Origin of the sequence: Pseudomonas sp. CCI4.2, assembly GCF_034350045.1 — a bacterium.
Lineage (GTDB): Bacteria > Pseudomonadota > Gammaproteobacteria > Pseudomonadales > Pseudomonadaceae > Aquipseudomonas.
Genome location: NZ_CP133781.1, coordinates 1,628,049 through 1,649,189, shown reverse-complemented (window position 1 = coordinate 1,649,189; position 21,141 = coordinate 1,628,049). Strand labels below are relative to the sequence as shown.

Annotated in this window: 20 protein-coding genes; 9 read left to right on the top strand and 11 right to left on the bottom strand. The window is 57.2% G+C overall.

All coding sequences use genetic code 11. The features are described 5' to 3' along the window. Window positions 1–351: 351 nt before the first annotated feature. Window positions 352–1,854, top strand: a complete 1,503-nt coding sequence (ppx, locus tag RHM65_RS07315) for an exopolyphosphatase (RefSeq protein ID WP_322166599.1) — start codon at window positions 352–354, stop codon at window positions 1,852–1,854. Here ppx and ppk1 read toward each other — a convergent pair. Together ppk1 and hemB are read right to left on the bottom strand one after the other, a co-directional pair. Then, complete coding sequence (ppk1, locus tag RHM65_RS07310; RefSeq protein ID WP_322166600.1) at window positions 1,841–4,054, bottom strand: polyphosphate kinase 1; 2,214 nt, start codon at window positions 4,052–4,054, stop codon at window positions 1,841–1,843. The genes ppx and ppk1 overlap by 14 nt on opposite strands. Before the next feature lie 17 nt (window positions 4,055–4,071). Continuing rightward, the gene (gene hemB / locus RHM65_RS07305; protein WP_322166601.1) at window positions 4,072–5,082 is read right to left on the bottom strand and encodes a porphobilinogen synthase; all 1,011 of its coding nucleotides are present in this window, start codon (window positions 5,080–5,082) and stop codon (window positions 4,072–4,074) included. A 206-nt stretch (window positions 5,083–5,288) separates the two neighbouring features. Between hemB and RHM65_RS07300 the strand changes: the two genes are divergently transcribed. Beyond that, window positions 5,289–5,912, top strand: coding sequence for a DedA family protein (locus RHM65_RS07300; protein ID WP_322171263.1), 624 nt, complete (start codon window positions 5,289–5,291; stop codon window positions 5,910–5,912). On the opposite strand, the gene RHM65_RS07295 is transcribed toward RHM65_RS07300, so the two are convergent. Further along, window positions 5,890–7,137 carry a sterol desaturase family protein gene (locus RHM65_RS07295; protein ID WP_322184581.1) on the bottom strand — a complete coding sequence of 416 codons (1,248 nt, stop codon included), beginning with the start codon at window positions 7,135–7,137 and terminating at the stop codon, window positions 5,890–5,892. The genes RHM65_RS07300 and RHM65_RS07295 overlap by 23 nt on opposite strands. Window positions 7,138–7,304: 167 nt before the next feature. On the opposite strand from RHM65_RS07295, the gene elbB reads away from it, so the two are divergent. Continuing rightward, window positions 7,305–7,985, top strand: coding sequence for an isoprenoid biosynthesis glyoxalase ElbB (gene elbB, locus RHM65_RS07290; RefSeq protein ID WP_322166603.1), 681 nt, complete (start codon window positions 7,305–7,307; stop codon window positions 7,983–7,985). 69 nt (window positions 7,986–8,054) lie between these two features. Here the strand turns inward: elbB and RHM65_RS07285 are convergent, their stop codons facing one another. Continuing rightward, window positions 8,055–8,510: a YaiI/YqxD family protein gene (locus RHM65_RS07285; protein ID WP_322166604.1), complete on the bottom strand. Its 456-nt coding sequence runs from the start codon at window positions 8,508–8,510 to the stop codon at window positions 8,055–8,057. A 172-nt stretch (window positions 8,511–8,682) separates the two neighbouring features. Here RHM65_RS07285 and RHM65_RS07280 point away from each other — a divergent pair, with 172 nt between their 5' ends. Genes RHM65_RS07280 through RHM65_RS07265 form a run of 4 tightly spaced genes read left to right on the top strand, consistent with a single transcriptional unit; the run spans window position 8,683 to window position 11,841 of the window. Then, the gene (locus RHM65_RS07280) at window positions 8,683–10,074 is read left to right on the top strand and encodes a hypothetical protein (protein WP_322184580.1); all 1,392 of its coding nucleotides are present in this window, start codon (window positions 8,683–8,685) and stop codon (window positions 10,072–10,074) included. Window positions 10,075–10,087: 13 nt separating this feature from the next. Then, the gene (locus RHM65_RS07275; protein WP_322166606.1) at window positions 10,088–10,462 is read left to right on the top strand and encodes a YcfL family protein; all 375 of its coding nucleotides are present in this window, start codon (window positions 10,088–10,090) and stop codon (window positions 10,460–10,462) included. A 44-nt stretch (window positions 10,463–10,506) separates the two neighbouring features. Further along, window positions 10,507–11,097, top strand: coding sequence for a penicillin-binding protein activator LpoB (gene lpoB / locus RHM65_RS07270; RefSeq protein WP_322166607.1), 591 nt, complete (start codon window positions 10,507–10,509; stop codon window positions 11,095–11,097). Between the two features lie 3 nt (window positions 11,098–11,100). After that, a complete protein-coding gene (locus RHM65_RS07265; protein ID WP_322166608.1) occupies window positions 11,101–11,841 on the top strand; it encodes a penicillin-binding protein activator LpoB in 741 nt (246 codons plus the stop codon). Window positions 11,842–12,389: 548 nt separating this feature from the next. Here RHM65_RS07265 and RHM65_RS07260 read toward each other — a convergent pair. Together RHM65_RS07260 and RHM65_RS07255 are read right to left on the bottom strand one after the other, a co-directional pair. Continuing rightward, on the bottom strand, window positions 12,390–13,022 hold the full coding sequence (locus RHM65_RS07260; protein ID WP_322166609.1) for a LysE family transporter: 633 nt from the start codon (window positions 13,020–13,022) through the stop codon (window positions 12,390–12,392). Window positions 13,023–13,049: 27 nt separating this feature from the next. Continuing rightward, the gene (locus tag RHM65_RS07255; RefSeq protein ID WP_322166610.1) at window positions 13,050–14,963 is read right to left on the bottom strand and encodes an ATP-binding cassette domain-containing protein; all 1,914 of its coding nucleotides are present in this window, start codon (window positions 14,961–14,963) and stop codon (window positions 13,050–13,052) included. Window positions 14,964–15,009: 46 nt separating this feature from the next. Here RHM65_RS07255 and RHM65_RS07250 point away from each other — a divergent pair, with 46 nt between their 5' ends. Then, window positions 15,010–15,474 (top strand): TIGR02444 family protein, encoded by a 465-nt coding sequence (locus RHM65_RS07250; protein WP_322171265.1) that lies wholly within the window; start codon window positions 15,010–15,012, stop codon window positions 15,472–15,474. Here the strand turns inward: RHM65_RS07250 and RHM65_RS07245 are convergent. After that, on the bottom strand, window positions 15,471–16,358 hold the full coding sequence (locus RHM65_RS07245; protein ID WP_322166611.1) for an AlgP family protein: 888 nt from the start codon (window positions 16,356–16,358) through the stop codon (window positions 15,471–15,473). The two genes, RHM65_RS07250 and RHM65_RS07245, sit on opposite strands and share 4 nt — an antisense overlap. A 215-nt stretch (window positions 16,359–16,573) precedes the next feature. Here RHM65_RS07245 and RHM65_RS07240 point away from each other — a divergent pair, with 215 nt between their 5' ends. Next, window positions 16,574–17,251, top strand: coding sequence for an FKBP-type peptidyl-prolyl cis-trans isomerase (locus tag RHM65_RS07240; RefSeq protein ID WP_322166612.1), 678 nt, complete (start codon window positions 16,574–16,576; stop codon window positions 17,249–17,251). A 63-nt stretch (window positions 17,252–17,314) separates the two neighbouring features. Here the strand turns inward: RHM65_RS07240 and rsd are convergent, their stop codons facing one another. The 4 genes from rsd to RHM65_RS07220 form a co-directional block, all read right to left on the bottom strand. After that, complete coding sequence (gene rsd / locus RHM65_RS07235) at window positions 17,315–17,788, bottom strand: sigma D regulator (protein ID WP_322171268.1); 474 nt, start codon at window positions 17,786–17,788, stop codon at window positions 17,315–17,317. 215 nt (window positions 17,789–18,003) lie between these two features. Then, on the bottom strand, window positions 18,004–18,516 hold the full coding sequence (locus RHM65_RS07230; protein ID WP_322166613.1) for a disulfide bond formation protein B: 513 nt from the start codon (window positions 18,514–18,516) through the stop codon (window positions 18,004–18,006). Between the two features lie 246 nt (window positions 18,517–18,762). After that, window positions 18,763–20,001, bottom strand: a complete 1,239-nt coding sequence (locus RHM65_RS07225) for a heme biosynthesis protein HemY (RefSeq protein ID WP_322166614.1) — start codon at window positions 19,999–20,001, stop codon at window positions 18,763–18,765. Beyond that, window positions 19,998–21,119 carry a uroporphyrinogen-III C-methyltransferase gene (locus tag RHM65_RS07220; protein ID WP_322184579.1) on the bottom strand — a complete coding sequence of 374 codons (1,122 nt, stop codon included), beginning with the start codon at window positions 21,117–21,119 and terminating at the stop codon, window positions 19,998–20,000. Before RHM65_RS07220 ends, RHM65_RS07225 begins: the two co-directional genes overlap by 4 nt. Window positions 21,120–21,141: the final 22 nt, after the last annotated feature.

The following is a 21,141-nucleotide window of genomic DNA, read 5'->3' as shown; positions in this document are numbered from 1 at the left end:
GGGCAAGCGCGCGCCTACAGATGCCCGGTGTTTGCAGCGCGACAGCACGGCTGTCGACGACTTGGCGCCAACTCCCACACAGAATGTCGGCAGGCACGAAATGGTAGGCACTGAAAAATCTTATCGCAGCCTGCGGCAGCTCCTAAAAAATTAGTTTGTATTCAATAGGTTATGCGCTACCTGAAGGAAAGCCAACGGGTTGGCTCGAGAATTAACGCGGTACAGGAAAACCGCGCTGCCTGATTTATCGCCAACAAGTTGGCTTCTACACGGCACCACACGACGCTTCGCGTTGGCGGCGGGGAAGGATCGTGGCACGATGACGGGGTTTTCGACCGAGACTCTTTAATCATGCCGCTGTCCCCTAGAAAAAATCATTCTTTGATCGCCGCCATCGACTTGGGCTCCAACAGCTTTCACATGGTCGTGGCCAAAGCCAACCTGGGCGAGATCCGCATTCTAGAGCGGCTCGGCGAGAAGGTTCAGTTGGCCGCAGGGATCACTGAAGAACGTCAGCTCACCGAAGAATCCATGCAGCGCGGCCTTGACTGCCTCAAGCAGTTTGCCCAGCTGATCAGTGGCATGGAGCCCGGCGCCGTCCGCATCGTCGGCACCAACGCCCTGCGTGAAGCACGTAATCGGGTGGAGTTCATTCGCCGGGCCGAAGAGATTCTCGGCCACCCGGTGGAGGTGATCTCAGGGCGTGAAGAGGCCCGCCTGATTTACCTCGGCGTCTCGCACACGCTGGCTGATGCGCCCGGCAAAAGGCTGGTGGCTGATATCGGCGGCGGCAGCACTGAATTCATCATCGGCCAGCGCTTCGAACCGCTGCTGCGCGAAAGCCTGCAAATGGGCTGCGTCAGCTTCACCCAACGGTATTTCAAAGACGGCAAAATCACGCCAGCACGCTACGCACAGGCTTACACCGCAGCGCGTCTGGAGATCATGAGCATCGAACACGCACTGCATCGCCTGAGTTGGGATGAAGCCATTGGCTCGTCTGGCACCATCCGCGCGATCGGCCTGGCCCTTAAAGCCGGGGGCCACGGCACTGGTGAAGTAAATGCCGAAGGCTTGGCCTGGCTCAAACGCCGAATGTTTAAACTGGGTGACGTCGATAAAATCGACTTCGAAGGCATCAAGCCCGACCGTCGGGCTATTTTCCCGGCAGGTTTGGCGATTCTCGAGGCCATTTTCGACGCACTGGAACTCACCCGCATGGATCACTGTGAGGGCGCGCTGCGTGAAGGCGTACTTTATGACCTCATGGGCCGCCATCATCATGAGGACGTCCGTGAGCGTACGCTCAGCTCGCTGATGGAGCGCTATCACGTCGATCTTGAACAAGCGGCCCGCGTTGAAGCTAAAGCGTTGCACTCACTTGAACAAGTGGCCGTGGCGTGGGGGCTGGAAGATGAACTGTATCGCGAGTTATTGCGCTGGGCCGCCAAGGTCCATGAAGTGGGCCTGGACATCGCTCACTATCATTACCACAAGCACGGTGCTTACTTGATCGAGCACTCGGATTTGGCCGGTTTTTCCCGCGAAGACCAGCAAATGCTGGCGCTGCTGGTGCGAGGCCACCGCCGGAATATTCCCAAGGACAAGTTTGCCGATTTTGGCGAGGAAGGCATCAAGCTGATTCGCCTGTGCGTGTTGTTGCGCTTTGCGATTCTGTTCCACCACATCCGTGGCACCCAAACGATGCCACAGGTGGTGCTGCACGCCAACGACCAGAGCCTAGACGTACTGTTCCCGGACGGCTGGCTCGAAAACAACCAACTGACTCAGGCCGACTTCGCGCTGGAAGCGGAGTGGCTGGCCCGAGTCGGTATCGTCTTCAGCGTACGCTGAGTACCGGGTTGCTCAGGCGCTCCAACAGCGTCGCCTGAGCACTGCGCGGGTTCTGGTTACCGGTCGGCGTGCTACGTGTGTAGCGACCGTCTGAATGCAGAATCCACGCGTGGGTGTTATCCGTCAGGTAACTCTCCAACTCCTTCTTGACCCGCAGAATCAACTTTTTGCCCTCAACCGGGAAGCACGTCTCGACGCGTTTGTCGAGGTTGCGCTCCATCCAGTCGGCGCTCGACAAGAACATCTGCTCTTCACCGCCATTGAGGAAGTAGAAAACCCGCGTGTGCTCCAGGAAGCGACCGATGATCGAGCGCACTTGAATGTTGTGCGAGACACCCGCGATGCCTGGCCGCAAACAGCACATGCCGCGAACCACTAAGTCGATACGCACGCCCGATTGGCTCGCCTTGTACAACGCACGGATAACCTTCGGGTCGGTCAGCGAGTTGAATTTGGCAATGATGTGCGCCGACTTGCCATCGAGGGCGAACTGCGTTTCTCGGGCAATCATGTCGAGCATGCCTTTCTTGAGGGTAAACGGCGCATGCAGCAGCTTCTTCATGCGCAATGTTTTACCCATGCCGATCAACTGACTGAACAGTTTGCCAACGTCTTCGCACAGGGCGTCGTCGGAAGTCAGCAGGCTGTAATCGGTATACAAACGAGCGTTACCCGCATGGTAGTTGCCGGTCCCTAAATGCGCATAGCGCACAATTTCACCGGCCTCACGGCGCAGAATCAGCATCATCTTGGCGTGGGTCTTGAACCCGACCACGCCGTAGATTACCACTGCACCTGCCGCTTGGAGACGGCTGGCCAGTTGCAGGTTGGACTCTTCATCGAACCGGGCACGCAGTTCGATCACCACCGTGACTTCTTTACCGTTACGGGCAGCATCTACCAAGGCATCGACGATTTCGGAGTTGGCGCCGCTGCGGTACAGGGTTTGTCTAACCGCGAGCACATGCGGGTCTTTAGCTGCCTGGCGCAGTAAATCCACCACAGGCGTGAAGGACTCAAACGGATGCAGCAGTAAAATATCCTGCTTGCTGATGACGTTGAAAATGTTCTCGCTGTTTTGCAGCAACTTCGGAATGGCTGGGGTGAACGGCGTGTATTGCAGCTCGGGGTGGCTGTCCAGGCCGGTAATGCTGAACAACCGCGTGAGGTTGACCGGTCCATTGACTTGATACAGTTCGGTTTCGCTCAGGTTGAACTGTTTGAGCAAATAGTCAGACAAGTGTTTCGGGCAGGTGTCCGCCACTTCCAACCTGACGGCATCACCGTAACGACGCGAGAACAACTCGCCACGCAGCGCGCGGGCCAAATCTTCTACATCTTCGGTATCAACGGCCAAGTCAGCGTTTCGAGTCAGACGGAACTGATAGCAGCCCTTAACCTTCATGCCCTGGAACAAATCATCGGCATGCGCATGGATCATTGACGACAGGAACACATAGTTATCCCCTGCGCCGCCGATATCCTCTGGCACTTTGATAATGCGCGGGAGCAAGCGCGGCGCCGGAATAATCGCCAGACCGGAGTCGCGACCAAAGGCATCAACCCCCTCCAGTTCAACGATAAAGTTCAGGCTTTTGTTCACCAGCAACGGGAACGGGTGTGTCGGATCAAGGCCGATCGGGGTGATGATCGGTGCAATCTCGTCACGGAAATAGCGACGGACCCAGGCTTTAAGCTTGGCGGTCCAGTAACGACGACGAATGAAGCGAACCTGATGTTTTTCCAGTTCCGGCAACAAAATATCGTTAAGAATCGCGTATTGGCGGTCCACGTGACCGTGTACCAATTCGCTGATCCGCGCCAAGGCCTGGTGCGGTTGCAAACCATCAGCGCCTGCTTGTTCGCGGGCGAAGGTGATTTGCTTCTTCAAGCCTGCGACACGAATTTCGAAGAACTCATCGAGGTTGCTGGAGAAAATCAGCAGAAATTTCAGCCGTTCCAGCAATGGGTAAGACTCGTCCAGTGCCTGTTCCAACACGCGAATGTTGAACTGCAATTGCGACAGTTCGCGGTGGATATACAGGCTGCTGTCGTCCAGATTCTGGACGACAGGATGCGCAACTGGCACGGGTAGTACCGCATCGGGGACCGGCACCACTTCAATGCTCGGCTCAACCACAGGCTGAGTCTCCTGAACGGCGATCTGAACAGCTGCTTCGGTGAGTCCTTCGGTATTCATGGGTGTTCCTGTTTGGGCTACTGCCCTTTTAGCAGTTGAGCAGCACGAACGGCGAAATACGTAAGAATGCCGTCAGCGCCTGCACGTTTAAAGGCGGTGAGGGATTCCAGTATCACCCCCTCACTCAGCCAGCCATTATTTATGGCCGCCATGTGCATCGCGTATTCACCGCTGACCTGATAAACAAAGGTCGGCACTTTGAATTCCTCCTTCACCCGGAAAAGAATATCCAGGTAAGGCATGCCCGGCTTGACCATGACCATGTCCGCCCCCTCAGACAAGTCAGCAGCCACTTCGTGCAGCGCTTCATTGCCGTTGGCCGGGTCCATTTGATAGGACGCCTTATTGGCCTTGCCCAGATTCAGTGCCGAACCTACCGCATCACGAAACGGACCGTAGTAGGCGCTGGCGTACTTGGCTGAATAAGCCATGATCCGCACGTTAACGTGATCAGCCAACTCCAACGCTTCACGGATGGCCTGAATCCGACCGTCCATCATGTCCGAAGGCGCGACCACTTGCGCACCGGCGGCGGCGTGGGACAAGGCTTGCTTGACCAAGGCGTCGACAGTGATGTCGTTCTGCACGTAGCCGTGCTCATCCAGGATGCCGTCTTGGCCATGCGTGGTAAACGGGTCCAGAGCAACGTCAGTAATGACGCCCAATTCGGGGAAGCGGTCACGCAGGGCACGAGTAGCGCGCTGAGCAATGCCTTCAGGATTCCAAGCCTCGGCACCGTCCAGGGTCTTTTTCTCAGGCGGCGTCACCGGGAACAAGGCCAGCGCGGGAATACCCAGCGCCACCCATGCTTGAGCTTCTATCAGCAGCAAATCAATGCTCAGACGCTCGACGCCCGGCATCGACGCAATCGTCTCGCGACGGTTTTCGCCGTCGAGTACAAACACTGGAAGAATCAGATCGTCGACAGTCAGTACGTTTTCACGGACAAGGCGACGAGAAAAATCGTCGCGGCGATTACGACGCAGGCGAGTGGAAGGAAACAAGCGGCTGGCGGGGGTAAAGCTCACGGCAAGACTCCTGAGCCCGCGTTGGCGGGCAAGCGTGACAGTTATAAGCGGCCATTATGACCGCTGCGTGACAACTATGGCCAACCCTGCGACCGTGGGACGCAGCCGATGACTATTGTAGGAAATCTTAACGCTGAGACACATATCCACACTTTCCTGAATGGCTTCGGCGAGTTAGGCTGCGCGTTCATTTCGCTAGCATCCATATAATGCTCCAACATCTACTGCAGGAATTTGGCTACTTTGCCCTCTTTCTAGGAACCTTTTTTGAAGGTGAGACGATTCTTGTCCTCGCCGGCTTCCTTGCGTTCCGCGGATACATGGACATCAATCTGGTGGTGGTGGTTGCCTTCTTTGGCAGCTACGCGGGCGATCAGCTTTGGTATTTCCTGGGGCGCAAGCACGGCCGCAAGTTGCTGGCACGCAAGCCTCGCTGGCAGCTATTGGGCGACAAGGCACTGGAGCACATCCGCAAACACCCCGACATCTGGGTGCTGAGTTTTCGCTTTGTGTATGGACTGCGCACCGTGATGCCGGTGGCTATCGGTCTGTCCGGTTATCCGCCAGGACGTTATTTATTGCTCAATGGGCTGGGTGCCGCCGTCTGGGCCGCCGCATTGGGCGCCGCCGCTTATCACTTTGGCGCATTGCTCGAAGGTTTGCTGGGCAACGTAAAGAAGTACGAACTGTGGGTGTTAGGCGCTCTGTTGATCCTCGGCGGTGCCTTGTGGTTGCGACGCCGGATCAAGGCCGCTCGTATCGCCCGAGAATTGGAATCGTCCAAGCGCGACGCGGCAATGGTCGAGGTCAAGAACCTGCCAGACGAATGAAATGCCCACGAGCGCAATAAAGCCCCATTGCGCTCAGCAACACATAAGTCAGCAACGCCACCCAGCCCAACGAACTCACCGACCACATCCCGACCATCGGCGCTAACCCCATCAGCGGGATGTTCAGTGCCAGCCGCGCAGATTCCAGCTTGATCGCCCAGGGCCGGTTCTCCAGCGCAACACCCAACACAAACAAACCAAACGCGACCCACACCCAGCCCAACACCAAGGCAGGTACCGACAAACTGTCGCCCATGTTCAGCAAATAGCTGCCCAGCGCGGCATGAACGACGAATTGCAGAGCGATGTACACCTGCTGCGACGGGCTCAGTGGTATCTCGAATTTACGGAATTGGCTCAAGTCAGATTGGGTTGTCGGGTATTTCGCAGCGACATCCGCCGGTCGCCAGCCGGTGCGCATGAACCAGATCCGCAGCTTGTCCCAGCCTTGTTCAGTCCGCCGTGCGTCGGCAGCCAATTGCGCATAAAACTGCAGATTGGCCCATAACGGATTCCAGCTCGCCAGCGGCGTAGTTACCCCGAAAATCGGCGGATTGCTGTCCAATTCCTCCTGAAACGAGCCAAACAGTCGGTCCCACACAATGAACACTCCGCCGTAATTGCGATCGATGTAAATAGCGTTCTGTGCATGATGGGCGCGGTGATTGGAGGGGGTGACGAACACCCATTCCACCCATTCCAACCAGCCCAACTTCGGAATATGGCGAGTGTGGACCCAGAATTGATACAGCAAATTGAGCGCTGCTACGCTGATAAAGACCAGCAGGGGAACGCCCACCAGTGCCAGCGGCAGGTAGAAAATCCAGCTCAGCAGAAAACCGGTACTGGTCTGGCGCAATGCGGTGGAGAGGTTGTAGTCCTCGCTTTGGTGATGAACGCAATGCGCTGCCCACAGCACGTTTCGCTCGTGGCCCATTCGGTGCAACCAGTAATAACAGAGGTCATACAGCACAAACGCGAAGACCCACACCCAAACGCTGTCTGGCGAAAGCCGCAACAGCGCCAGGTGATCGAGCGCAAAGGCGTACGTCATCAAGCCGACGCCTTTGGTCAGCAATCCGGTGGTGGTGGACAACACGCCAGTGCTCAGGCTGTTGATGGAATCCGACAGGCGATAGGTATTCACCTTGCGCCAACGTTCAGTCAGCAGCTCCACGGCGATCAACACAAAGAAGAATGGAACGGCGTACAAAATGAAATTCATGGGGTAGCACTTATGGGACCGATCACCAAAGATTAGGTCGGGTTTGGCAAAAACCCTATGGCAGCGAATGACAAATTAGTGGACATTTAACGACATTCTTGTCGGACAACTCAGCAACCGGTCGGCGTATGGATGACTCCATCGGTGCCCTCAACAGGAGCAAACCCATGCAAAAAAAAGTGGCGGTTATTCTTTCGGGCTGCGGCGTCCAGGACGGAGCCGAGATCCACGAGAGCGTCCTTACCCTCCTGCGGCTGGACCAACGCGGCGTAGAGGTGCAATGTTTCGCCCCCAACATCGCGCAGCACCACGTAATCAATCACCTGACCGGGGAGGAAATGCCTGAGTCGCGTAACGTGCTCGTCGAGTCCGCCCGCATCGCCCGTGGCGCGATCAAGGATATCCGTGAAGCAGACGCCGATGAGTTTGACGCACTCATTATTCCGGGTGGCTTCGGCGCCGCCAAGAACCTGTCCAACTTCGCCGTCGAAGGCGCTAATTGCAGTCTTGATCCCGACTTATTGATGCTGGCCGAAGCGTTTGCCGAATCGCGTAAGCCGGTGGGGTTGATCTGCGTGTCCCCTGCCCTAGCGGCGAAAATCTATGGCCCTGGCGTTACCTGCACCGTTGGTAACGATCCAGCAACCGCCAAAGCTATCGGCAAAATGGGCGGCAACCACAAGGAATGCACCGTCGGCGAAATCGTTGAAGACCATGCACGCAAACTGGTCAGCACCCCGGCCTACATGATCGCCCAGTCAATCAGTGAGGCGGCGTCAGGCATTAACAAATTGGTCGACCGGGTGATTGAACTGATGCAGGACCGCGAAGAAACCGCAACTTTATAAGAGCCAATCTGTTAGCGAAGCGGTGTTTTTCAGTTTCACCGCATCACGCTTTCGCCGACAAGTTGGCTCTTACAGAGGTCTCGACAACCGAGTAAGTATCCTGTCCAGCGCATTGGCAAACGCCTGTTTTTCGCGGTCGCCATGGGGTGCCGGGCCGCCGCTCATCTGGCCTTGATCACGCAGGTCGGTGAACAAATTTCGTACCGCCAGACGGTCGCCCATGTTCTGCGGGTCGAACTCGCGACCCCGAGGGTCCAGCGCGGCGACACCCTTTTTGATCAGGCGATCCGCTAACGGCACGTCGCTACAGATCACCAGATCTCCAGGCACGGAGTGTTCGACCAGATAATCGTCTGCCGCGTCCGGCCCGCTAGGGACCACGATCAATTTAACGCAGCTGTAACTCGGCTTGATCTGGCTTTGCCCCGCCACCAGTAGCACCTCAAACTGACGCTTCAAGGCGAACTTGATGACCTGATCTTTCGCTGGCCTAGGGCAGGCATCGGCATCTATCCAAACGCGCATACGGTACTTCCAAATGGAGAGTGCGAGTATGTGCCGCACCCAAAAGCATTACCAATACTGTTATTAAGCCATTGTTTTGCCAGCACCGAAGCCTATACTCCGGCCCCGCACCAAAATGTCTTTTCCAATCGGCACTTCTATGCCGGTTGTCCTTCAGGGATGAACAGAACTCATGGCATTTCGTGCAAAGACTGCGTTGGCGTTAATCGCCATGATGCAACTGGCTGGCTGCGCCGCCTTCCGTAGCTACGACACCGAACTCAAAGAAACCAACCAACAACTGGCCACCGGCAACGTTGATGGCGCGCTCTTGACGCTGGAAAAGAACAACACCGGCGAAGATAAAGACTTGTTGTATTACTTCGAAAAAGGCGAGTTGCTGCGTTCTAAGGGCGATCTAGCGGGCAGTCAAACGGCTTGGCACGCAGCCGACCGTGTGGTGTTCGCCTGGGAAGAGTCGGTCAAACTCGATACCGATAAGTACCTGAGCCAGTTCGGTAGCTACTTGGTCAACGACAAAGTCCGCCGTTACGAAGGCTACGACTACGAAAAAGTCATGTTGACCACTCAGATGGCGCTCAATCTGCTAGCCCAAAACGACTTCGATGCAGCCCGCACTGAGATCAAGAAGACCCACGAACGTGAGGCCGTGATCGCCGAGTTGCGCGACAAGGAATACGCCAAGAGTGAACAAGACGCCCAAGCGCGCGGCGTCAAAACCGAGTTCAAAGACCTTAAGGGCTACCCGGTAGAAAGCTTGAATGCGCCGGACGTTGTCGGCCTGAAGAACAGCTATCAGAGCGCATTCAGTCATTACCTGGCGGGCTACGTCTACGAAGCACTGGGAGAACGAGGCCTCGCCGCACCCGGTTATCGTCAAGCCGCCGAACTGCGGCCTCATACTGCGCTGCTCGACCAAGCCCTGCTTAATCTCGACAGCGCCGCCAGCACCGACAGCGACGTTCTGATCGTAGTGCAAAGTGGATTCGCCCCAGCCCGCGACTCGGTCCGTATCCCACTACCCTTGCCGATCAACAACGGTCTGGTGATCACGGCTCTGTCATTTCCGATCATCAAGCCGGACCTTTCGACCGCCGCGTTCAGCCAAATTGGGCTCGATGGCCAACCACTCAATCTGACGCTGCTCAACAGCACCGCCGCGATGTCGCGTCGTGCGCTGCGTGACGACATGCCTGGGATCATCCTGCGCACTTCCGTGCGTGCCATTAGCCGTAGCGTTGCTCAAGCCCAATTGAACAAAGCCAGCCCGATGGCGGGACTGGTACTGGGTATCGCCTCCGCCGTAACCGAAGGCGCGGACACCCGCACCTGGCGCACCTTGCCTGATACCACTCAAGTGGTGCGCTTGCGCCTGAAACAGGGCGATCACCAAATCAGCCTGCCGGCAGCTCAGGGTGGCCGACAAGTACAGATAAAAATCGATCAGCGCTACCAGGTCATCGCCCTCCGGGTGATCGGCACTCAGGTTTACACCAGCGGCTTGGCCTCGCACGTCGTCCCAACAGACACGCCGCAAGCGCTGGCCAGCATCAAACAACCTTAAAAGGAGCGCCTGTATGCGCATCAAGATTTTTGGCCTGATGGCTGCTGCTTTGCTGATCGGTTGCGCCACGCCGCCACCTGCGCCAGCGCCGGGGAGTGCCGCCAGTAAAGTAATGGCCATGGGCAAACTGAAAGACATCGACGTCGGCGCTATGCGCGTCGCCCGCGAGAACGGTTTTCTTACCGTTAAAGCAGCGCTGAGCAACACCAGCTCCAGCAACACAACGCTGTATTACCGCTTCGCCTGGCTGGGCAACGACGGTTTCCCTGTGGCCGATGAAGAAACCTGGAAAAGCCTGACCTTGTACGGTTCGCAAACCAGCTTCCTGACCAGCATCGCCCCCGTGCCCAGGGCCACTGATTTCCGGATCGAAGTGAAAACGCCTTGAACAAAGAACCCCTATTAGCTCGATCCACCCCAGAGAGTCCTACGATGCTTCTTGCACGCTTTTCACTGGTTGCCCTTGCTGCGTTGCTGATCGGCGGCTGCGCCTCTAACTCTCCGGTTCTCGGCGGGAAAAACATCAGCTACGGCGACACCAAGGCTGTCGAGTTGGTGACCAACGAGTTCGGCTCCACCGACCTGCAAACCATCGCTGAAAGCATGACCCGTTCCTTGGCACAGTCCGGCGTTCTGCAAGGTCGCCCAGTGGTGCAGGTGTACGACGTGAAGAACAAAACCAGCGAGTACATCGATACCCGCGAGATCACGACATCGATCAAGACCCAGCTGATGAAAACCGGTACCGCCCGCTTCGCCAGCGACAACACCGACATGCAAAGCCAGGTCGATCAGCTCAAGCTGCAAAACCAGAGCGGTTTGTATAAGCCATCGACGGTCAACAAGACTGGGAACATGGTCGCCGCCAAATACCGCTTGGAAGGCTCGATCAGCTCGATCGTCAAACGCAGCAGCGACGTCAAAGACGTGTTTTATAAGTTCAGCCTGCAATTGGTCGACGTTGACAGCGGTTTGGCCGAATGGATGGACGAAAAAGAAATCCGCAAAACCACGGAGCGTTAAACAATGCGTGCATGGATTGGCATTCTCGGCTTGATCTGCGCCGTTGGCGTGCAGGCAGCCCCAAAAATCGCTGTCACTGATTTGGCGTTCGAGCAGCGAGTGGAGCAGTACATTCATACCGTTTCCGCGCAAACCAATGTCCAGGCCAACGCCTATCAAGCCAGCGGTTCGGCGAGTTACAACGAGTACGAAAGCAGCACCAGCTACATCGAACAGGGCGAGCTACGGAAATTCAGCGGCGACATCAAGGGCGAGATTTTGAAGTCAGGGATGTTCCAACTGGTTCAGGGCACGCCCTACACCGCCAAGTCCCAAGAAGACGTTTATGACGTGATCAAACGGATCAAAAACGGCAACTTCAAAGGCGCAGATTTCGTGCTATTTGGCACGGTGTCCGACATCGATTTCCGCCAGGACATCTCCGCGCTGGCCAATACCGACAGCCATACGGCGGTCTTGGGGCTGACATTGGTGGGCAGCTTCAGCCTGATCAACACCCGTACCTTCGAGATCACCTCGGCCTTCACCGCCATGGGCGAAGGTCAAGACACCAAACTGGTCAATGGTTATGACCAGCACGTCACGCTTAATCGCGGGCATGTGGTCCGGGACGTATCGAAATCCATCGGCCTAGACGTTGCTCGGCAATTGAAAGAACAACTGATGGGCTTCAATGGCAGCAGCGAAACGCCGTCGCCACGCAACAACTTGCCCCGGGATGAAGCGCCGACGATATTGCGCTGATTTCTGGGCGCCGTGAGCGGCCGTCCCTGGCCGCGCACGGCTTACTCGGCATCCTTACCTCGTCACTCCCCTGCGCAACACCTGCGTTCGGCCGCATGGTTTCACGGGGCCTCTTTGCGCAATTTGATATTCAATTCACAGGCGGTCTATAAGCGGGCGACTATCTCTAGAGCCAACTTGTTGGCGAAGGTCCTTCGGACCTATCGCAGCCTTCGGCAGCTCCTACAGAAATCTGTGCAGCGCCAAAAACCGTGGGACCGAATTTATTCGGAAAGGCTTCTGTCCTGACACGCTGCAACCTCAAACCACACAAAGTGCCAACCAGTTTGCTGCGCGACAGCGCAGCGTCGAAGACGTGGCGGACCCTCCTACAGGGATTGCGATATTCAGCGGGAGGCTGCGCTGTTTGAACCGGTGCCTTCCCGAATAAATTCGGTCCCACGGATGTCGCTGTTCGCACATTCGTAGGCGCTGCCGACGGCTGCGATAGGTCCGAAGGGCCTTCGCCAACACGCGGGCGGCTACAGACGCCCGCACATGTCAGCGGGTCAAACCGTTGCGCGATGGATCGTTGCCAAAAATGCCGCAGCGCCCACGAACAATCCGGCGAAGGTGCGGTTCATCCGGCGTTGTTGTTTAGGCGTGCGCAACAACCTTAATACCCGCGAAGCCAAGCCGGTATACCCCGCCATGACGGTCAAATCCACCGCGACCATGGTCACGGCGATGATCAGGTATTGCGCGAGCAAAGGCCGAAGTGGGTCGATGAACTGCGGCAGGATAGCCAGCATGAATACCAGCGCTTTCGGGTTGCTGATGTTCACCAGAAATCCGCGCATCACCAAACTGAGTGGTCGACCGATTGGGCGAACTGCATCATCGGCAGCCAAGTCCATCGCCAGCGCACGCCATTGTTTGACGGCGAGGTACACCAGGTAAAAGACGCCAAACCATTTGATCAAACTGAACGCCAACGCCGACGTGGCAAGAACAGCGCCCAGCCCTGCGGCGACAATCGCGATTTGCAGCACCAAGGCGACTTGCAGACCGAGGGCGTTCCAGTAACCGCGCCAAAAGCCGTAACGCAAACCACAAGACATTGACGCAATGGCGCCCGCACCTGGAGACAAGCTGATGACCCAACAAGCGGCGAAGAACGCCAGCCACGTTTCAAGCAACATCACTCACCTCGGGAATTTTGAACGCGGCTAAGAGGATAGCGCTTCCAGCTCCGCTTGCATGCTTTCCAGCAGTTCCAGCGCTTCCATCCAGGTTTCTTCCAATTCTGCTTCGCGAATTTTCAGCTTTGCCTGATCCGCCAACAAGTCGCGCAGCTTATCTTTGTTCGCCGCGTCGTAGTTTGTGCTATCGGCCAGTCCCGCTTCGACCGTGGACAACTTTTCATGCAGCGTACCGAGGTCGCGTTCGAGCTTGTCGGCCTCGCGCTTGTGCGGCGCCAGCTGTTGACGCAAGGCCGCCGCTTGTTGGCGTTGGGCTTTTTTGTCGGTCTTATCAGGGTTGACCGGCGTGTTGTTAACCGGTGCATTGCGCAGACGATAGTCCACCAGCCAGCGAGCGTAATCTTCAAGGTCGCCGTCGAAGGTCTGCACCAGACCATCAGCCACCAGCAAGAAGTCGTCGGTGGTGCTCTTGAGCAGGTGTCGGTCGTGAGAAACCACCAACACCGCGCCACTGAACTCTTGAAGGGCCATGGTCAGTGCCAGGCGCATTTCCAGGTCCAAGTGATTGGTTGGTTCGTCGAGCAGCAGCAGGTTCGGCTTGCCCCAGGCGATCAACGCCAAGGCCAATCGTGCTTTTTCGCCACCGGAAAAATTCAATACCGGCTCGTCCAGGCGCGGCCCCCGGAAGTCGAAACCCCCGAGGAAGTCACGCAAGGTCTGTTCACGCTCGGTGGGCGCGATACGTTGCAAGTGCAGCAATGGGCTAGCTTTGGAATCGAGGGAGTCCAACTGATGCTGGGCAAAATAGCCCACGATCAGGTTTTCGCCACGAACCAATCGACCACTTAACGGCTCAAGCTCACCGGCGAGGTTTTTGATCAGGGTCGATTTACCCGCACCGTTGGGGCCCAGCAAACCGATCCGGGCGCCCGGTGTCAGCTGTAATTTGACCTTTTCCAGTACGGCTCTTTCGCCATAACCCAAACGGGCATCGGACATATCCAGCAGCGGACTGGAGATTTTGTCGGACTCACGGAAGGTGAAGTCAAACGGCGAGTCGACGTGGGCCGCCGACAGCTCCTCCATGCGTTCAAGGGCTTTCATCCGGCTTTGAGCCTGACGAGCTTTGGTCGCCTGGGCCCTGAAGCGCGCAATGAATTTCTCCATGTGAGCGCGTGCCACTTGCTGCTTGTCGTACGCCTGCTGCTGCTGGGCCAGACGTTCAGCTCGGGCGCGCTCGAAAGCGCTATAGCCGCCACGATAGAGAATGATTTTTTTCTGTTCGACGTGGGCGATGTGATCAACCACTGCGTCGAGGAAATCCCGGTCGTGGGAGATCAACAGCAAGGTGCCGGTGTAGCTCTTGAGCCAGTCCTCAAGCCAAAGAATGGCATCGAGGTCCAAGTGGTTGGTGGGCTCATCGAGCAGCAACAGGTCCGATGGGCACATCAGTGCCTGGGCCAGGTTCAGACGCATCCGCCAGCCGCCGGAAAAGTCTCCGACCTGTCGATCCATCTGTTCGTTGGTGAAGCCCAGGCCGGCGAGCAACTTGCGGGCGCGGGCGTCAGCCGTGTAGCCATCGGCAGCGTCCAGCTCGGCGTGAAACCGTGCTTGAGCGGAGCCGTCCTGAGCCAACTCGGCGGCGGCCAAATCGCTTTGTGCCTGACGCAGACGCAAGTCCCCGTCGAGCACATAATCCACCGCCAGGCGTTCGAGGGTCTCGATCTCCTGGCGCATGTGTGCGATGCGCCAATCGGCGGGCAGCAGGCAATCACCAGAGTCGGGGGTCAATTCACCCCGCATCAAAGCGAACAGGCTGGATTTTCCGGCGCCATTGGCACCGATCAAACCGGCTTTATGGCCGGCGTGCAGCGTTAACTCGGCGTCTTCTAGCAGACGTTGCGGGCCACGCTGTAAAGTTAGGTTTTGAAGTCGAATCATAATGGCGGCGGAGTCTACCAGCTTCGTCCGAAACAAGTAGATGACTATGCCTTCTGATCTGTGGAGTTTCACCTTCAATCTCTATACCCAACCGGGCGTTGAACAGGCCTGTTTGCGCCTGCAAGCCAGCGGGGCCAATGTTTGCACGCTGATATGTGGCGCATGGTTAGGGCAACGCGGAGTGATTTGCTCGGTTGAGCGTTTGAGCGAAATCAGACAATTGGCCACGCCTTGGCACGACGCGGTGGTGCAACCGCTCAGGGCATTGCGCACGCAATGGCGAATGGCGGCGGCCGATGATGCTGAATGGGGAGCCCTGCGGCAGCAGGTAAAGGGTCTGGAACTGGACGCCGAGCGCACGTTGTTGGCGCGACTGGAAATACTGACTCAGGGTTGGCCAGTGGGTGTTGCTGAGGATCTAGTCGCTTGGCTGGAGGGGCTTGCCGCCGACGCAGCCAGAGAAAACCGCGACGCGCTGCGGGTGCTGCGCGTCGCGGTGGACCAGCGTTAAGAAGCGCTGGTTGGGGTAGCAGGCGTTGCCGTTACCGCTGGAGTTGACGCCGCAGGAGCGGCTGCAGTCGAGGCGGTGGAGGCTGGCGGGGTTGCCGGCTTAACCGCTGGCTTGGCGGCCGATTTCGCGGCGGCTTTCACTGGCGCAGGTTTAGCGGCTGGTTTTGCGGCGGACTTGGCCGGGGCTTTGGCGGCAGCCACTTTAACCGGTGCTTTAGCAGGCGCTTTTGCTGCCGGCTTAACCGCAGGTTTTGCAGCGGGTTTGGCGACAGCTGCTTTAGCCGGCGCTTTGGTCACCGCAGACTTAGCACCGCTTGCTGCAACTGGCGCTTTCGAAGCGGCTTTCGCAGCAGGCTTGGCGACAGCGGCTTTCGCCACCGGCTTGGCAGCAGGTACTTTGGCGGCAGCCGCTTTAGCAGGCTTGGCGGCAACAACCGGAGCAGGGGCTTTAACCGCCACTGGCTTAGCTGCGCGCAGGCTCAATGTCTTGCCCGCTGCGTCTTTTACACGACCGATGCCCTGGGCCAGTTTCAGGCTTTCTTGAGCATCACGCTTGAGTTGCAGAATGTAGGTGCGGGTTTCGGTCTGACGGGACTTGAGCGCGTCGAGCAGCTCTTCGAGTTCGGACACGCCCTGCTTGGCTTTAGCTTGTGCCTTGGCTTTTCCGGCAGTGGCGGCATCTTGCAACTTGATACGGGCGTTGTGCAGTTTTTCCTGGGCTTTGCCGCGCTGCTTTTCCAATTTCGCGAGCATTTTTTCAGCTTCGGTCATTGCTTGGGAGCAGGCGTTTTCCAAATGTTCGAGCAGACTGTTCGAAAGCTGTTGAAGCAAATGCAACGGCGTATGTACTAATTTGGCTTCTACTGACTTCTTTTTCGCCGACATGACTAACCTCCTGGCTGGCTTGATTGGGGCTCATACTAGACCTCTGCATGACACGCCGCTAGGTGATGTTGACAGCAACAACATGCCATCGTTTGCACAGCGCCGAACTGATTGAGAGCAGTACCCATGACAGTTCCGTGAAATTCCCTTTCACGCGAGGCAGCGTCACGGCGTCTGCGCTGGCATAATCGCCGCTCCCCAGGCTGGAGTGGACCATGTCGCGCTACCTATTAATGTCTCTGTTTCTTCTGCTACCGCTCGCTCAAGCTGCCGAAACTGCCGCTCCCGCGAGCGATCATGATCTCGCGTATAGCCTCGGAGCGAGCCTCGGCCAGCGACTTCGCCAGGAAGTGCCTGACCTGCAGATTCAGGCGTTGATCGATGGCCTGCAGCAAGCCTATCAGGGCAAACCGCTGGCGCTCAAAGACGAACGCATCGAACAGATTCTCCGGGATCACGACGCCGCAGTAACGCAGTCCGAAGAGGCGCCTGCGCCGGAGCCACAAAGCGAAGCAGCTATGAGCACTGAACAGCGTTTCCTGGCGCTCGAAAAAGCCAAACCGGGTGTTCAGGTACTCGCAGACGGCGTGTTGATGACTGAGCTTAAGGCAGGCACCGGGGTGAAACCCACCGCATCGGATCGTGTGCAAGTACGTTACGTGGGCCGACTGCCTGATGGGACCATCTTCGATCAAAACACTCAGCCACAATGGTTTCGCCTGGACAGCGTGATCGCTGGCTGGACCAGTGCTCTACAGGGGATGCAGGTGGGGGCGAAATGGCGACTGGTGATTCCGTCCGCCCAAGCGTATGGCGCCGAAGGTGCGGGTGATCTTATCGACCCGTACACACCGCTGGTATTCGAGATTGAATTGCTGGACGTTGCCCGATAACACATCCGTCGGGCGGACCTTCAACATCCGGGGCGCAGGAAGCGCGCCCGGAAATTGCAGGTATCAGGCCTGGGCAGCGTCAGGCGTTTTGTGGGAATTGTGCAGCACTTCGATCAAGCAATCTTCGAGTTCGAAGCGTTCATGGAGCATGTTGCCCAGCTTCTTGAACTCTGCGGCAACGAGATCAGCATCAGAGCAGTCACCTTTGTCACAGCGGTCGTTGAAGGCCAGCGCGAACTCGGTGATGACGTCGATTCGCGGGTAGATTTGCTTGGCCAAGTCCAGGCCGCGCTCATCATTGAAGGCTTTCGCTTCACTGGTCAATTGTTCATAGACTTCAAAATGCCCAGCCGAAACGTAATCGACCAACACTCTGCAGAAGTCTTGAAGGGCTTCGCGGTCTGCGGCCAGAGCTACCGGCGTATCGCCGAGCGCGTCGTAGTCACGTACAAGCTTTTGGCGGTCTTCAAGCCAGCGATCAATCAGCTTATGAACCCCACCCCAGCGCTCCTGAGCATTTTTGCAACTTTCCAGCATGATGTTCTCTCTTCCCTTCAGGGTCATGCGGCTCTGCACCGCTCCCCAGACTTCTAGTACGCCTCTGGGTAAGAGACGGGCCTGATGAAGCTACAAAAACGGCATATTTCCGATAACGCGTGCGGACCAGATTATGCCCGCACACCAACCCCATCAAGGTACGCAGGAGAGAAAGTTCATACAAGTGTTTAATCCGGGCGGGCGTGAAGATCCGATTATTCAGGGTCCAGACGGGCAGGCTCACGCTGGAACAACTGATAGGTCGCGAACATAATCAAGCCGGCAAATGCCAGCAAACTCCATTCGGGAACACTCATCTCAAGCAGCGTCCAGCTGACCTCATCGCAATTGATGCCGCCCATGAAAAGGCGCGATATGGCTTCGTTGACAGCCATCGTTTCAAACAAATATTCGAAACCAGGCACGCATGACAATAAGTCTTGAGGGGGCAGCGTTTGCAACCACACCTGACGTCCCGCCGTCACGGCGCCCGCCAGAGCAAACAGCAGCAGCATCGAAGAGTAAATCCGCCAAACGAGCTGACCAGGCGCATGCAAGTAAGCAACCAACGACATGATGCCGAAAGCGACCACAAAGATGCGTTGCAGGATGCATAAAGCACAGGGTGTTAGCCCCTCTTCATACTCCAGATACAGCGCCATACAGATAACAAACGCACAGGCGATGAAAGCCAGGAAAAACAGGGGACGCGAGCGGGCCAGTTGCATGGCAGATCCGTTACAGAATGCGAGGGCACCTACGGTAGAGAAAGCATCTGAACGTTTCAAGGCAGCAACGGGCCGATACGTCTGCAATGCCGTAGGGCCCTAATGACGCGACGGGTAGGACTTTATTGCGAAAAAAGGAAACCGTTCTTTTCGGCTACTCACCGATAGGAACAGTCCTACAAATCGGGTAATAAGCTTAGCCATCACGGGACGTGGCGGGCCGCATTCATGAGACCCGCGAACCTGTTACGCCCTCGCCAACACGGGAAGTGGCCTTGCCAGCAAACGCTCATCAAGCAGCCCAAGACCTTCCTGGAACAATTCATTACTGCGGTCGGTTTCGCCCAATTGCGCCAAGAGTCTCGCCAACTCAGCGCACGCCTCAGGGTTACGCTGCAAGCGTAAGCTGTCTTCCAAATAATCCCGTGCTTTACCCCACAAACTGCTTTGCAGGCATAGACGCCCGAGTGTCAACAACAGGCTCGGATCGGCAGGGTGCTGCTTGAGCCAGCCTTCGGCAGTTTGTAACTGCCGAGCAGGGTCATTACCGCGCAATAATCCGTAGAAGCGCGCCAAGTGGCTGTTGTAATCGCGTTTGACGGCCCCTCGCAACACTTCCTCTGCTTCGCCGTCGGCGCCCAGTTGGCGAAGTTGCTCGGCATAAGCCAGCACCAAGGGCGGCTCTTGCCGTTGGGCGGAAGAAAGCTGCTTCCAGGCGTTGTTGAGCGACTGGAGTCCTGCTTCGCCTTCCTGCTCACGATGCGCGGCGAGCGTCAGGTTTTCGCCCCAGGCCCGGCGTTCCAGCTCAACCAGGTCTGCCGCCGGCAGCACCTTGTCTTTGCGCAACTCAGGCATCAGCCGAATCAGCGCTGCCCAGTCGCTTTGCTGCTGATACAGCCGCTGCAGTTGGCGCAAGACCTGCGGGTTATGAGGGTGACGCTCATGCATGGCTTCCAGCGTCGCCCGAGCGCCGACGTTGTCTCCACGGTCCAATTGCAACTGCGCGTGACTTAACGCAATGGCCAGTTCGGCGTGTGGCTGTCGTTCCAGTGCACGCTCAAGCAGGCTGTCACAGTCTTCGTAGCGACCGAGTTCATTCGCCGCACGCGCTGCGCCAAGGTAGTACAGCAGCGGTTGACGCTCAGCTTCAGCCGCTCGTTGCAAATGACGGTGCGCGTTGGCCCAGCGGCCTTCAGCAAGGTCCAATTGACCTTGCTCAATAGCCTGCTGCACTCGACGACTACGGTTGCGCCGTGACCATGGATTGACCACGCCACTGGAGGTTGTTACCAGGCTTAATAGAACCCGAACGGCAAACACCGCCAGCCAAATAACCAGCAGTAAACCCAACGTCGCCCACAGGCTCGATTCGTAGCGGAAGTTTTGATAGGCAATCAATACGTAGCCCGAGTGCTCGGAAATGGCGACTCCGATCAGCGCCGCGACGACGATCACCGCAAACAGGATCAGGTACACACGTTTCATGGGCTGGTCTCCTGCTTGGCTTGCGCGGCAGGTTTGTCTGCAGCGAGGTGCCGTCGCTCAAGGTAGGCCTGCACCGAACTCAGGCTTTGCGCCAAATCAGGGGTGACCACTGACACCGGTTGCGTTGTCAGGGCTTGCAGACGCTCATCGAGCACTTTGCTTTGTGGGTTGTCCTTGTTGAAGTTGTTTTGCAGGACATCGCGCGCCTCGCCGATGGCTTGGGCATAAACCTTGGGTTCGCCATTCAGCGCGGCCCATTGCGCCTGTTCCAGCGTCAGACTCAAGGCCAGCCGAACCTGTGTGAGGCTCTGCCCGGCCAACAGCGGACGGATGTTTTTGTCGGCATTGAAATCGATACGGATGTAATGGGAGATCTGATCCCACCATTGGGCCCAATGGCTGTCGGTGGCGTCACCGGCAGCGGTCAAGCCGAGCAATGACTCACCTTTGTCCTGATACTCCGGCGCCAAGGTGTTGAGCTGAGCAACTTGATCCCGCAAGGCCCCCAGCTGCAAGAACAGTCCGGTACGATCCGGTTGCTCAACGCTGCGCAATGCGGCGAGACTTTTAGCCAATTGCTCGCGGGCGGCAAACGAACCTGGGTCGTCCTGCTCTTGCAGAATCTGATCGGCACCCTGAACCAAGGCCAACGCGCTGTTGATATCCTGCAACGCCGACAAGCGCAGGCTGGCCAAACGCAATAAATGCTCGGCCTCGGCCAATCGCCAATCCTGGCGGCTTGCACCCAGCACGGTCTCCAGACGCTCACTCAATCGCTGCTGATCGCCCTGAAGCTGCGCAACCAGACGCCGACGCTCTTCCAGCTCTGTCGGAGGTGGTAATTGCGCCAGACGTGTGGCCAATTGCTGCTCGCTCTGTTTCAGCGTTTGCGTCTGTGTGCCTATGTCCTGTAATTGGGTCAACTGCTGCTGATGACCTGCTTGGAGGCTGCGCACCTGCCACACCCCCCAGCCACCCACGGCGATGCCAGCCACACCCAGCAGCAACGCCAGGATCACCAGACCGCCGCCACGGTTTTTCGAGGGAGTGTTCGGGGTTGGCGCAGACGCTTCAATCACCGGTTCAAATTGTTCTATGGGCAAGACTGTTTCGCTCACGTATCCATCCTTTGCATTAGGG